General features: G+C 68.9%; 12 protein-coding genes. 6 read left to right on the top strand and 6 right to left on the bottom strand.

The genetic code is table 11. The annotated features are described in order from the left end of the window. Positions 1-248: 248 nt before the first annotated feature. From rsmG to rpmH, 6 genes are all read right to left on the bottom strand, one after another. Entirely contained in the window at positions 249-968 is a 720-nt protein-coding gene (rsmG, locus tag AC5L3C_RS18800; RefSeq protein ID WP_493649994.1) for a 16S rRNA (guanine(527)-N(7))-methyltransferase RsmG, read from the bottom strand. A 116-nt stretch (positions 969-1,084) separates the two neighbouring features. Then, positions 1,085-1,597, bottom strand: a complete 513-nt coding sequence (locus AC5L3C_RS18795; protein ID WP_125505341.1) for a Jag family protein — start codon at positions 1,595-1,597, stop codon at positions 1,085-1,087. Between the two features lie 15 nt (positions 1,598-1,612). Then, entirely contained in the window at positions 1,613-2,878 is a 1,266-nt protein-coding gene (gene yidC, locus AC5L3C_RS18790; RefSeq protein ID WP_493649993.1) for a membrane protein insertase YidC, read from the bottom strand. Positions 2,879-2,881: 3 nt separating this feature from the next. Further along, positions 2,882-3,256: a membrane protein insertion efficiency factor YidD gene (gene yidD / locus AC5L3C_RS18785; RefSeq protein WP_493649992.1), complete on the bottom strand. Its 375-nt coding sequence runs from the start codon at positions 3,254-3,256 to the stop codon at positions 2,882-2,884. Further along, positions 3,253-3,624 carry a ribonuclease P protein component gene (gene rnpA, locus AC5L3C_RS18780; RefSeq protein ID WP_493649991.1) on the bottom strand — a complete coding sequence of 124 codons (372 nt, stop codon included), beginning with the start codon at positions 3,622-3,624 and terminating at the stop codon, positions 3,253-3,255. Before rnpA ends, yidD begins: the two co-directional genes overlap by 4 nt. Before the next feature lie 21 nt (positions 3,625-3,645). Next, positions 3,646-3,783: a 50S ribosomal protein L34 gene (rpmH, locus tag AC5L3C_RS18775; RefSeq protein WP_003956500.1), complete on the bottom strand. Its 138-nt coding sequence runs from the start codon at positions 3,781-3,783 to the stop codon at positions 3,646-3,648. Between the two features lie 375 nt (positions 3,784-4,158). On the opposite strand from rpmH, the gene dnaA reads away from it, so the two are divergent. The 6 genes from dnaA to gyrB all read left to right on the top strand — a co-directional run bounded on the left by dnaA (position 4,159) and on the right by gyrB (position 13,426). Continuing rightward, positions 4,159-6,126 (top strand): chromosomal replication initiator protein DnaA, encoded by a 1,968-nt coding sequence (gene dnaA / locus AC5L3C_RS18770; protein WP_493649990.1) that lies wholly within the window; start codon positions 4,159-4,161, stop codon positions 6,124-6,126. 867 nt (positions 6,127-6,993) lie between these two features. Further along, positions 6,994-8,124: a DNA polymerase III subunit beta gene (gene dnaN / locus AC5L3C_RS18765; protein WP_030820091.1), complete on the top strand. Its 1,131-nt coding sequence runs from the start codon at positions 6,994-6,996 to the stop codon at positions 8,122-8,124. A gap of 186 nt (positions 8,125-8,310) precedes the next feature. Then, positions 8,311-9,186 (top strand): phosphogluconate dehydrogenase (NAD(+)-dependent, decarboxylating), encoded by an 876-nt coding sequence (gene gnd, locus AC5L3C_RS18760; protein WP_125505336.1) that lies wholly within the window; start codon positions 8,311-8,313, stop codon positions 9,184-9,186. An 85-nt stretch (positions 9,187-9,271) separates the two neighbouring features. Beyond that, on the top strand, positions 9,272-10,393 hold the full coding sequence (gene recF, locus AC5L3C_RS18755) for a DNA replication/repair protein RecF (RefSeq protein WP_493649989.1): 1,122 nt from the start codon (positions 9,272-9,274) through the stop codon (positions 10,391-10,393). Next, complete coding sequence (locus tag AC5L3C_RS18750) at positions 10,390-10,932, top strand: DciA family protein (RefSeq protein WP_493649988.1); 543 nt, start codon at positions 10,390-10,392, stop codon at positions 10,930-10,932. The genes recF and AC5L3C_RS18750 overlap by 4 nt, the downstream gene beginning before the upstream one ends. A gap of 433 nt (positions 10,933-11,365) precedes the next feature. Next, positions 11,366-13,426, top strand: a complete 2,061-nt coding sequence (gene gyrB / locus AC5L3C_RS18745) for a DNA topoisomerase (ATP-hydrolyzing) subunit B (RefSeq protein ID WP_185931087.1) — start codon at positions 11,366-11,368, stop codon at positions 13,424-13,426. The last annotated feature ends 41 nt before the right edge of the window (positions 13,427-13,467 follow it).

Below are 13,467 nucleotides of genomic sequence, written 5' to 3'. Positions count from 1 at the left end.
GGACCGGGCCCCTCTCCGAGCGCGCCGAGAGGTTTCCGGTCACGGGGTTCGGCCGCAGCGCGGCCCCGACTGATGATGCCGTGCAGCAGTGAGCGACGTTTCACGTGAAACACGATGCACAGCGGCCGAGGCGGCGCTGCCGCGACACTCCGGAATGCACAGGTTTGGCAGCTTATGTGGAGTACGTCCGGCCCTCGGAGTAGGCCGGCCTTCCGCCTGAGCACCCCTCGTCGGACACACGGCGTCCGCTAGCCGCGCCGCCGTCGGGCCCGGCCGGTGCGGGCCGCCTTCGCACGCTTGGCGGCGAAACGCACACCGCCGGGGCTCTCACCGACCTCGACCCGCACCACGGTGGACATCGGGTCCACGACGCCCTCGCCCACATGCACGATCGATGTCGCCACGGCACCCAGCTTGCTCAGCGCCGCCGACGCGCTCTTCAGTTCCTCCTCGGCGGCATCACCCTTGAGCGCGAGCATCTCGCCGTACGGCCGCAGGAGGGGGATGCCCCACGTGGCAAGGCGGTCGAGCGGAGCAACGGCACGAGCGGTCACCACGTGCACAGCCGGCAGCTTCCCCATGACCTCCTCGGCGCGGCCGCGTACCACCGTCACGTGGTCCAGGCCGAGCAGTTCGACGACCTCGGTCAGGAAGTTGGTGCGCCGCAGCAGCGGCTCCAGGAGTGTGATCTTGAGGTCGTCACGTACCAGCGCCAGGGGGATGCCCGGCAGACCGGCCCCCGAACCGACGTCGCACACCGTCACGCCCTCGGGCACCACTTCCGAGAGCACCGCGCAGTTCAGCAGATGCCGCTCCCAGAGGCGGGGTACCTCGCGCGGACCGATCAAGCCACGCTGCACACCTGCCTCGGCGAGCAGCTCCGCGTAGCGGACCGCGTCCGCGAAGCGATCACCGAACACCTCGCGGGCCTGCTCGGGCGCGGGGGGAAGCTCCGCTGCCTCCGTCACGGGGGACCGTCCTTCCGTACCGTGCCGGCACAGGGCGCCGGCACCAGAACTATCAGGCTGACAAAATTCGGCCCCGTCTGCGCAACAGACGGGGCCGGTGGAATGGAGGGGACCGATCAGGCGGGAAGTACGACGACGAAGCGCTGCGGCTCCTCGCCCTCGGACTCGCTGCGCAGGCCGGCCGCCTTGACCGCGTCGTGCACGACCTTGCGCTCGAACGGCGTCATCGGGTCGAGCTTCACCGGCCGGCCGCTGCTCTTGGCCTCGGCGGCGGCCTTCGCTCCGATCTCGGACAGCTCGGTCCGCTTCCGGGCCCGGAAGCCCGCGATGTCGAGCATGAGGCGGCTGCGGTCCCCCGTCTCCCGGTGCACGGCCAGACGCGTGAGCTCCTGGAGCGCCTCCAGCACCTCACCGTCCCGGCCCACCAGCTTCTGCAGATCACGGCTGCCGGTGTCGCTGATGATCGAGACAGAGGCGCGGTCGGCCTCGACGTCCATGTCGATGTCGCCGTCGAGATCGGCGATGTCGAGCAGACCCTCCAGGTAGTCCGCCGCGATCTCGCCCTCCTGCTCCAGGCGGGTCAGGGTGTCTGCGCCCTCGGCAGCGGCGGCGGTGGTGCCTTCCGTCACGGGATGGACTCCTTCTTACTTCTTGGACGGGGACTTGGGGCGCTGCGGGCCCTTGCGCTGTCCGGACTGGGCCTTGCTGCGGGTACCGCCGGCGGGCTTGGCGTTGCCCTTCTTGGCAGCGGGGGCGGGCTTGGCGCTCTGCGGCTCGCCGGACTTCGTCAGCGAGGTGGTCTCACCCGCCGCCTTGGACGCCCCGGCCTGGCGCTGGGACTTGCTCTGCCTCTTCGGCTGCTGCCGCTTGGGAGCGGTGGTGGTCGGCGTGCCGTCCTCGGTCTGGTCCACGGCGCTGCTCTCGCTCTTGACCACCGCGCCGTCGGGCTGGGCGGCCAGCCCCGCCTTGCTCAGGCCGTTGATGAACTTGCGCTCGTACTCGTTGCGGTCGCGGCCCTTGGCGACGATGGCCTTGACGATGGCGCGCTCACGGCGATTGCGGGTCTTGCCGTGCCGGGTGACGTGCTTGGACAGGCGCTCCAGGTACGCGGCCTGAGCCTTGGAGCCCGGGGTCGGGTTGTTGTGGATGACGTACATCTGCTGGCCCATGGTCCACACGTTGGTGGTCAGCCAGTAGACGAGGACACCGACCGGGAAGTTGATGCCGAAGACGGCGAAGATGACCGGGAAGATGTACATCAGCATCTTCTGCTGCTGCATGAACGGCGTCTTCACCGAGGTGTCGACGTTCTTCGTCATCAGCTGGCGCTGCGTGTAGAACTGCGACAGCGACATCAGCACGATCATGATCGCCGTGACGACGCGGACGTCGGTCAGCGAGGAGTTGAGCGCCTCGACCTTGTCCGAGCTGTCCGTGAACTTCGCCGCGAGCGGGGCACCGAAGATGTGGGCCTTCTGCGCGCTCTCCAGCAGACGCTCGTTGATCACGCCGATGGTGTCGTTCGACGCGATGCTGTTGAGCACGTGGTAGAGGGCGAAGAAGAACGGCGACTGGGCCAGGATGGGAAGACACGAGGAGAGCGGGTTGGTGCCCGTCTCCTTGTAGAGCTTCATCATCTCTTCGGACTGGCGCTGCCGGTCGTTCTTGTAGCGCTCCTGGATCTTCTTCATCTCCGGCTGGAGCGTCTGCATCGCACGCGTCGCCTTGATCTGCTTCACGAAGAGCGGGATCAGGCAGATACGGATCAGGATCACCAGGGACACGATGGACAGGCCCCAGGCCCACCCGGTGTCAGGGCCGAAGACGGCGCCGTACACGCTGTGGAACTGGACGATGACCCAGGAGACAGGTGTTGTGATGAAGCTGAAGAGGCTGGCAATCGTGTCCACTAATCATGCTCCTTGGGCATGGGACGAGGTCTCTGCGGCCGGGCTCGAAGGACTCGTCGGACGTTCGGAAGGAGTCTGTCCTTCGGTGGCCGGTTCGGCGGCGGAGGTCCCGCCCTTGCGTGCACGCCAGGCGTTACGCAACATTTCGTGCCACCGCGGACGCTTGCGCGGCGGGACATGGTCCACACCACCCAGCGACCACGGGTTGCACCGCAGGATGCGCCAGGCCGTGAGTGCGGTGCCTTTGAGGGCACCGTGCCGGTCGATGGCCGTGTAGCCGTAGTGGGAACACGACGGGTAGTACTTGCATACCGGCCCCAGCAGCGGACTGATCATCCACTGGTAGAGCTTGATCAGAGCCAGCAGCGGGTACTTCATCGCGCGCCCCCTCCCAGCAGCCGCTGCAAAGCGGCATCCAGGTCTCGGGCCAGCTGTCCATGGTCGGCGTCACCCGCACCGGGCAGCGCTCGTACGACTACCAGGCTACCGGGGGGCAGCCGGTCGACTCGCTCGCGCATCAGATGGCGAAGCCTGCGCTTCACCTTGTTGCGCACCACGGCACCGCCCACGGCCTTGCTCACGACGAAACCCGCACGCGGCGGGGGAGCATTCTCCCCAGGCGCATGCGGGTCCGTTGCACCGCTACGAAGATGGACGACGAGATACGGGCGCCCGGCCCGGCGCCCCCGTCGTACCGCGGTCGCGAAGTCCTCGCGCCGCCTCAGCCGGTTCTCGGTGGGCAGCACGACGTCATGACCTGACCGGGATCAGGCGGACAGACGGGCGCGACCCTTGCTGCGGCGGGACGCGAGAATCGCGCGGCCGGCACGGGTGCGCATACGCAGCCGGAAGCCGTGGGTCTTGGCGCGGCGACGGTTGTTCGGCTGGAAGGTGCGCTTGCTCACTCGGGGGCTCCAGAAGAAATCGGTTCTTGCGGGGTGCCGTCCTGGCTGTCACCGTGCGCCCACGAGTAGCTCGCGTTACGCCCCAGTGCACCGCTGACCGATCATCTTGCGCGATCTGTGCCCATCGGAGGCAGGCGGCAGCAGCCATCGACAACTCGACCTCGTTACGGTACGCGCGGCTGCGTCAATCGGTCAAACCAGCGGTTGCCGGGAGACACTTGTCCACAGCCTGGGGACAACAACTTGAACCGTACCGGCCGCGCTGACTACCGTGACTGGACTCCGATTCGTTCCCTTGACCCTTCACCACCCGATTTACATCCCGACCCGTCTCTCGCTTCACACGATCGAGGGACCTGTGAGAGAGCGTGCCCTGTGGCTGACGTACCTGCCGATCTTGCCGCAGTGTGGCCACGCGTAATGGAACAGCTACTCGGAGAGGGGCGCGGACAAGGGGTCGAGGGCAAGGACGAGCACTGGATCCGGCGCTGCCAGCCGCTGGCCCTGGTCGCCGACACCGCGCTGCTCGCCGTGCCGAACGAGTTCGCCAAGGGTGTGCTCGAGGGCCGCCTGGCCCCCATCGTCAGCGAGACCCTGACGCGCGAGTGCGGCCGCCCCATCCGGATCGCGATCACCGTCGACGAGACCGCGGGCGAGCCCCCGGCCCCGCCGGCGCCCCGGCCGCAGCCGCGGTACGAGGAGCCGGAGCTCCCCGCCATGCGCCAGGAGCACCCCGAACGCCCGGACCACTCCTCCGATCACCGTGATCACCGCGAGCGGCCCGACCGGCAGGAGCGCGAGTCGTACGACGGATACGAGGGATACGGCCGGCGCCGCGCCGACCAGCAGCCGGGCCCCTCCGGTGACCAGCTCCCCACCGCACGCCCCGCCTACCCCTCGGAGTACCAGCGCCCGGAGCCCGGCTCGTGGCCGCGGCCGGCGCAGGAGGAGTACGGCTGGCAGCAGCCGCGCCTCGGCTTTCCCGACCGGGACCCGTACGCCTCGCCGCCGCAGGACTCCTACGGCAACCAGGACGCGTACAGCTCACAGGAGAGCTACGGCGGCTCGCCCGCGCAGGACTACCGCCCGCAGCCGATGGAGCGGCCGCCCTACGACCAGCCGCGCTCCGACTACGACGCGCCGCGCGGCGACTACGACCAGCGCGACGCCCGGCGCCGCGAACTGCCCGATCCGCCCTCCGGCTCGGGCCACGTCCACCGCGGCGGCCCCGTGGGCCCGAACCTGCCCACCACCGGCGCGCCCGGCCCCCTCGCGGCGCAGCCCGCCCCGGCGCCAGGTCCCGGTGAGCCGACCGCACGGCTGAACCCGAAGTACCTGTTCGACACGTTCGTCATCGGTGCCTCCAACCGTTTCGCGCACGCGGCCGCGGTCGCCGTCGCGGAGGCACCCGCGAAGGCGTACAACCCCCTGTTCATCTACGGGGAGTCGGGGCTCGGCAAGACGCATCTGCTGCACGCGATCGGACACTACGCGCGGAGCCTCTACCCGGGCACGCGCGTGCGGTACGTGAGCTCGGAGGAGTTCACCAACGAGTTCATCAACTCCATCCGCGACGGCAAGGGCGACAGCTTCCGCAAGCGCTACCGCGAGATGGACATCCTGCTCGTCGACGACATCCAGTTCCTCGCGGACAAGGAGTCGACGCAGGAGGAGTTCTTCCACACCTTCAACACGCTCCACAACGCCAACAAGCAGATCGTGCTCTCCAGCGACCGGCCGCCCAAGCAGCTGGTCACCCTGGAGGACCGGCTGCGGAACCGTTTCGAGTGGGGCCTGATCACCGACGTCCAGCCGCCGGAGCTGGAGACGCGCATCGCGATCCTGCGCAAGAAGGCGGTCCAGGAACAGCTCAACGCCCCTCCGGAGGTGCTGGAGTTCATCGCCTCCCGCATCTCGCGGAACATCCGTGAGCTCGAGGGCGCGCTGATCCGGGTGACGGCGTTCGCCTCGCTCAACCGGCAGCCGGTGGACCTGGGACTGACGGAGATCGTCCTCAAGGACCTGATGCCCGGGGGCGACGACTCGTCCCCCGAGATCACGTCGACGGCCATCATGGGCGCGACCGCCGACTACTTCGGGCTCACCGTGGAGGACCTGTGCGGCACCTCGCGCGGCCGCGCGCTGGTCACCGCCCGGCAGATCGCCATGTACCTGTGCCGGGAGCTGACGGACCTCTCCCTGCCGAAGATCGGCGCACTGTTCGGCGGCCGCGACCACACCACGGTGATGCATGCCGACCGGAAGATCCGCAATCTGATGGCCGAGCGGCGCTCGATCTACAACCAGGTCACGGAGCTCACCAACCGCATCAAGGCCGGCTGACGGCCCACAGGACGCACAAGGGCGCCTCCGGAGGGATCCGGAGGCGCCCTTCTTCATGCACCGGCCGTGCACCGACCGCCCGGCGGTGTTCGATTCCGGAGCCGGGTTACGGCCGTCCTCCACAGATTCGGTGACTTTTTCCCGTCCACATCCTGGGGACCGGGAAGTTGTCCCGATCTTGTCCACAGCAAGGGGTGCCGGGACGTCATCGGGCCAGCTCAAGCGCCTGTGGATTCGTGGACGAACGATCTCCACAGACTGTGGACGAAGCCGTGATCCACACCCTGTGCATCAAGTTGTCCACGGACAACCCACAGGCCGGGCCCGGTTGTCCCCAGTGATCGGCCACTTCTCCACATGGCTGTCCACTGTTCGGCAACGCGACGCGCTCTCTCACCGGGGCGAGTGAAAGGCGTCACATCAAGGTGCCGCAGGGGGCTGTGGGAAAGGTCCGCAAAGCTGGGGACGGAGCTGGGGACAACTGGCCCCTGCCTGTGCACGGGGTGTGCAGAACTTTCCGTTCTCCACAGAAGGGCCTGGTTGTCCACGGGCTCCGCCCACAGGACCCGTGGACAAAAAACCGCCTCTGAGCTGGGAGAACAAGGTTATCCACGGTATCCACAGGCCCTACTACTACTCCCGACCATAGAGAGCGAGGAATTCGTTTCGAAGGGGGTCCTGTGCACAACTCGCTCTCCGAGCCCCGACTGCCACTCGTCACGACTTGACCCCGAGGGGCACCTACTGTCAGTGCGGTGCGTCAGACTGGTCCCCGGTGTTCTTCCCCTCCCGGGGGCCGACGACACCGAGTCAGACGACGAAGCCAGGCAGGGCGAGAAGCGCCGGCAACAGCAGGAGGCGGCAACAGTGAAGATCCGGGTGGAACGCGACGTACTCGCGGAGGCAGTGGCCTGGGCGGCGCGCAGCCTCCCGGCCCGTCCGCCGGCCCCTGTCCTCGCCGGCCTGCTGCTGAAGGCCGAGGACGGCCAGCTGAGCCTGTCCAGCTTCGACTACGAGGTCTCCGCGCGGGTGTCGGTGGAGGCGGAGGTCGAGGAGGAGGGCACGGTCCTGGTCTCCGGCCGGCTGCTGGCCGACATCTCCCGGGCCCTCCCCAACCGGCCGGTGGAGATTTCCACAGACGGTGTACGGGCGACGGTGGTGTGCGGCTCCTCGCGGTTCACCCTCCACACACTGCCTGTGGAGGAGTACCCGGCCCTGCCGCAGATGCCGAACGCGACGGGCACGGTCCCGGGCGAGGTCTTCGCCTCCGCCGTCCAGCAGGTCGCCATCGCGGCCGGCCGAGACGACACGCTGCCCGTCCTCACGGGTGTGCGCATCGAGATCGAGGGTGACACCGTCACGCTTGCCTCCACCGACCGCTACCGCTTCGCGGTCCGCGAGTTCCTGTGGAAGCCGGAGAACCCGGAGGTCTCCGCGGTCGCCCTGGTGCCCGCCAAGACGCTCCAGGACACCGCCAAGGCGCTGACCAGCGGTGACCAGGTGATCCTTGCGCTGTCAGGCTCGGGCGCGGGCGAAGGCCTGATCGGCTTCGAGGGGGCCGGCCGCCGTACCACCACGCGGCTGCTGGAGGGCGACCTGCCCAAGTACCGCACGCTGTTCCCGACCGAGTTCAACAGCGTCGCCGTGATCGAGACCGCCCCCTTCGTGGAGGCCGTCAAGCGCGTGGCCCTGGTCGCCGAGCGCAACACCCCGGTGCGGCTGAGCTTCGAGCAGGGCGTGCTCATCCTGGAGGCCGGTTCCAGCGACGACGCACAGGCTGTGGAAAGGGTCGACGCCCAGCTGGAGGGCGACGACATCTCGATCGCCTTCAACCCGACGTTCCTGCTGGACGGCCTGAGCGCCATCGACTCCCCGGTGGCGCAACTGTCGTTCACCACGTCCACCAAGCCCGCACTGCTCAGCGGCCGCCCGGCCGTCGACGCGGAGGCGGACGAGGCCTACAAGTACCTGATCATGCCCGTGCGGCTCAGCGGCTGACGTTCCGGGCGTCCGAGGTCCTCGGCGGCCGATCATCTGCGCGTGGATAGCCGCAGGTGAGAGGGGATGCGTGTGAGCGCGTATGCCCACAGATGTGCGCGAGCGTCCGGGTTTAGGCTCGGACGCCGGGCACGTACGTCATGTACGTGTCGTCACGCCACGTCGCATACCTAAGGAACACAACTGATGGAGCTCGGTCTCGTCGGCCTCGGCAAGATGGGCGGCAACATGCGCGAGCGGATCCGCCGCGCAGGCCACACCGTCCACGGATACGACCGCAACCCGGACCTCGCCGATGTGCACAGCCTGCGGGAGCTTGTGGACAAGCTCGCCGGACCGCGTGTGGTGTGGGTGATGGTCCCGGCCGGCGAGCCGACCCAGTCCACGATCGACGAGCTCGCGGAACTCCTCGAGCCGGGCGACGTCGTCGTCGACGGCGGCAACTCCCGCTGGACGGACGACGAGAAGCACGCCCGGGAGCTCGCGGCCAAGGGCATCGGCTTCGTCGACTGCGGCGTCTCCGGAGGCGTCTGGGGCCTGGAGAACGGCTACGCGCTGATGTACGGCGGCGACAAGGAGAACGTCGCCAAGGTGCAGCCGATATTCGACGCCCTCAAGCCGGAGGGCGACTTCGGTTCGGTGCACGCCGGCAAGGTCGGCGCGGGGCACTTCGCGAAGATGGTCCACAACGGCATCGAGTACGCCATGATGCAGGCCTACGCCGAGGGCTGGGAGCTGCTCGAGAAGGTCGACTCGGTGACCGACGTCCGGGAGGTCTTCCGCTCCTGGCAGGAGGGCACCGTCATCCGCTCCTGGCTGCTGGACCTCGCGGTCGACGCCCTCGACGAGGACGAGCACCTGGACGGGCTCCGGGGTTATGCACAGGACTCCGGTGAGGGACGCTGGACTGTGGAGGCCGCGATCGACCACGCGGTCCCGCTGCCGGCGATCACGGCCTCGCTGTTCGCGCGGTTCGCCTCCCGCCAGGAGGACTCGCCGCAGATGAAGATGATCGCGGCGCTGCGCAACCAGTTCGGCGGCCACGCGGTCGAGAAGAAGTAGTCCACAGGGCACGCACGTATTCAACGCATCTGTCCACAGGACCGTTCGGCGGTCCACAGCGCCGGGGGAGGTCGGCGAAACGACCATGCACGTCACGCATCTGTCGCTGGCCGACTTCCGCTCCTATCCCCGGGTCGAGGTCCCGCTCGACCCGGGGGTGACGGCCTTCGTCGGCCCCAACGGGCAGGGCAAGACGAACCTCGTCGAGGCGATCGGCTACCTCGCCACCCTCGGCAGCCACCGGGTCTCCTCCGACGCCCCGCTGGTCCGCATGGGAGCCGACCGCGCGGTCATCCGGGCCCAGGTCCGCCAGGGGGAGCGTCAGCAGTTGGTCGAGCTGGAGCTCAACCCGGGGCGTGCCAACCGCGCCCGCGTCAACAGGTCCTCGCAGGTGCGGCCCCGGGACGTGCTCGGGATCGTACGGACCGTGCTGTTCGCGCCGGAGGACCTGTCCCTGGTCAAGGGCGATCCCGGTGAGCGGCGCCGGTTCCTGGACGACCTGATCACCGCGCGGGCGCCGCGCATGGCCGGAGTCCGCTCCGACTACGACCGGGTGCTCAAGCAGCGCAACACACTGCTGAAGTCGGCCGCGCTGGCCCGCCGGCACGGCGGGCGCACCCTGGACCTGTCCACGCTCGACGTCTGGGACCAGCACCTCGCGCGTGCGGGTGCCGAGTTGCTGGCGCAGCGCCTGGACCTGATCGCCGCCGTGCAGCCGCTGGCCGACAAGGCGTACGAGCAGCTCGCACCCGGCGGCGGGCCGGTGGCGCTGGAGTACCGGCCGTCCGCGCCCGGCGAGGCCCACACCCGCGAGGACCTGTTCGAGCAGCTGATGTCCGCGCTGGCCGAGGTCCGCAAGCAGGAGATCGAGCGCGGCGTCACCCTGGTCGGTCCGCACCGTGACGACCTGCTCCTCAAGCTGGGGCAGATGCCCGCCAAGGGGTACGCCTCGCACGGCGAGTCCTGGTCCTACGCACTGGCGCTGCGTCTGGCCTCGTACGACCTGCTGCGCGCCGAGAGCAACGAGCCGGTGCTGGTGCTGGACGACGTCTTCGCCGAGCTGGACACGCGCCGCCGGGAGCGCCTGGCCGAGCTGGTCGCGCCCGGTGAGCAGGTGCTGGTGACCGCCGCCGTGGACGACGACGTACCTCATGTGCTGGCGGGTACGCGGTTCGCCGTGGCCGAGGGGACGGTGGAGCGCGTATGAGCGGGCAGGAGCCGCCCGAGGGCGGGGCCGGCAGGACTCCCGAGCCCTCCGGGGTCGACCTGGCACGCGTGGCGCTGCGCGCGGCCAGGGAGGCGGCGCGCGCGCGGGGAGATGCGGCGCAGCAGAAGAAGCAGGCGCGGCGCGGCGGACTGCGCTCCGGCGCGCGCGCCGACGGGCGGGACCCCATGGCGCTGGGCGCGGCGATCAACCGGCTGCTCACCGAGCGCGGCTGGGAGGCCCCGGCCGCGGTCGGCGGGGTGATGGGGCGCTGGCCCGAGATCGTCGGCGAGGACGTGGCCAAGCACTGCGAGCCGGAGCGCTACGACGAGGACGAGCGGGTGCTGGTCGTGCGCTGCGACTCCACGGCCTGGGCGACCAATCTGCGGCTGCTCGCGCCGACCCTGGTGGCGCGGCTGAACGAGGACCTGGGGCACGGCACGGTGCGGCTGATCAAGGTGGTCGGCCCCGCCGGTCCCGCCCGCCGCTTCGGGCCCCTGCGCGCCCCCGGAAGCGCCGGCCCCGGTGACACGTACGGGTGACCGGGCGGCGTTTCCGTCCCCTCCTGCCCCACGTGACCGACTTCACATCAGGGCTTCTCAACGGTGCGTTCGCACCGTCGCTACCCGTTTCGGCGGGGGACCGCACACGGTTGCGAATCGCCACCTGACTCCGAAGTAGCAAAGGGTTGACGGCCGGAAGCGCTGAGTGCCCTCGTGGGGCTCTTGGAGCCCCCATCCGCATATCGGGAGTCGGACGAGACCGGTTGAGGGCGGCACATGCGGACTCAGGTGCCCGCAAACCCCCATCGATGTCAGCGCTACCGGTAGAATGGAACGCAATCCCGCCCCGATCGTGGGGACCGCCCGGGAAAAGCTGAGCAACGCTGATCAAGGCTTACCAACGCAACATGCCGCAGCCGCTCCGGCAACCTGCCGACGAGCCCGGCTCGTGCTGTGCCAGAAAGGGCGCTTCGTGGCCGATTCCGGCAACCCCAACGAGAACATCCCGTCCACCGACACCGGCGTCAGTGACGCGGCGAGCACCTCGACCGGCGAGGCCGCCGCGTCGTACGACGCGACCGCCATCACCGTCCTCGAGGGTTTGGACGCGGTCCGCAAGCGACCCGGTATGTACATCGGGTCGACCGGCGAGCGGGGACTGCACCACCTCGTGCAGGAGGTCGTCGACAACTCCGTCGACGAGGCGCTGGCCGGGCACGCGGACACCATCGACGTCACGATCCTGGCGGACGGCGGCGTACGCGTCGTCGACAACGGCCGCGGCATCCCGGTGGGCATCGTCGCCTCCGAGGGCAAGCCCGCCGTCGAGGTCGTCCTGACCGTGCTCCACGCGGGCGGCAAGTTCGGCGGCGGCGGCTACGCGGTCTCCGGCGGTCTGCACGGTGTGGGCGTCTCCGTGGTCAACGCGCTGTCGACGCGGGTGGCCGTCGAGGTCAAGACCGACGGTTACCGCTGGACCCAGGAGTACAAGCTGGGTGTGCCCACCGCGCCCCTCGCCAGGCACGAGGCCACCGAGGAGACCGGGACGTCGGTCACCTTCTGGGCCGACGGCGACATCTTCGAGACCACCGACTACTCCTTCGAGACGCTCTCCCGGCGCTTCCAGGAGATGGCGTTTCTCAACAAGGGTCTGCGGATCAACCTCACCGACGAGCGCGAGTCGGCCAAGGCCACCGCCGGTGCGGACGAGGCGGGCGAGGACGAGAAGCACGAGGTCAAGTCGGTCTCGTACCACTACGAGGGCGGCATCGTCGACTTCGTGAAGTACCTCAACTCCCGCAAGGGAGACGTGGTGCACCCCACCGTGATCGACCTGGAGGCCGAGGACAAGGAGCGCCACCTGTCCCTCGAGGTCGCCATGCAGTGGAACAACTCCTACCAGGAGGGCGTGTACTCCTTCGCCAACATCATCCACACGCACGAGGGCGGTACGCACGAGGAGGGCTTCCGCGCGGCGCTCACCTCGCTGATCAACAAGTACGCGCGGGACAAGAGGCTGCTGCGCGACAAGGACGACAACCTCACGGGTGACGACATCCGCGAGGGTCTGACCGCGATCATCTCGGTCAAGCTGAGCGAGCCCCAGTTCGAGGGCCAGACGAAGACCAAGCTGGGCAACACCGAGGTGAAGACCTTCGTGCAGAAGGTCGTCTACGAGCACCTCGCCGACTGGCTGGACCGCAACCCCAACGAGGCGGCGGACATCGTCCGCAAAGGCATCGCGGCGGCCACCGCGCGCGTGGCGGCCCGCAAGGCCCGCGACCTGACCCGGCGCAAGGGCCTGCTGGAGTCGGCGTCCCTGCCGGGCAAGCTGTCCGACTGCCAGTCGAACGACCCCACCAAGTGCGAGATCTTCATCGTCGAGGGCGACTCCGCCGGCGGTTCGGCCAAGTCCGGCCGCAACCCGCAGTACCAGGCGATCCTGCCGATCCGCGGCAAGATCCTCAACGTCGAGAAGGCGCGCATCGACCGGATCCTGCAGAACCAGGAGATCCAGGCGATGATCTCCGCGTTCGGCACCGGCGTGCACGAGGACTTCGACATCGAGAAGCTCCGCTATCACAAGATCATTCTGATGGCGGACGCCGATGTCGACGGCCAGCACATCAACACGCTGCTGCTGACGTTCCTGTTCCGCTTCATGCGGCCGCTGGTCGAGGCCGGGCACGTGTTCCTCTCCCGCCCGCCGCTCTACAAGATCAAGTGGGGCCGGGACGACTTCGAGTACGCATACTCCGACCGCGAGCGCGACGCGCTGATCGAGATGGGCCGTCAGGCCGGCAAGCGCGTCCGCGAGGACTCCGTCCAGCGCTTCAAGGGCCTCGGCGAGATGAACGCCGAGGAACTGCGCGTCACCACGATGGACCAGGAGCACCGCGTCCTCGGCCAGGTCACCCTCGACGACGCCGCGCAGGCCGACGACCTGTTCTCGGTCCTGATGGGCGAGGACGTCGAGGCCCGCCGCGCGTTCATCCAGCGCAACGCCAAGGACGTCCGCTTCCTCGACATCTGAGTCGGTCTCAGCTGACCGCACCAGGAAGGACCACCACCAGC

The sequence above is a fragment of the Streptomyces speibonae genome (assembly GCF_984686075.1).
Note: the sequence above shows the minus strand (reverse complement) of the source record. Positions and strands in the feature narration are given on the sequence as shown.

Excerpts from the sequence above, each read along its gene's own strand:
- AC5L3C_RS18750 (WP_493649988.1), top strand. The coding sequence starts at position 10,390 with ATGAGCGGGCAGGAGCCGCCCGAGGGCGGGGCCGGCAGGACTCCCGAG.
- recF (WP_493649989.1), top strand. The coding sequence starts at position 9,272 with ATGCACGTCACGCATCTGTCGCTGGCCGACTTCCGCTCCTATCCCCGG.
- yidD (WP_493649992.1), bottom strand. The coding sequence starts at position 3,256 with ATGAAGTACCCGCTGCTGGCTCTGATCAAGCTCTACCAGTGGATGATC.
- gnd (WP_125505336.1), top strand. The coding sequence starts at position 8,311 with ATGGAGCTCGGTCTCGTCGGCCTCGGCAAGATGGGCGGCAACATGCGC.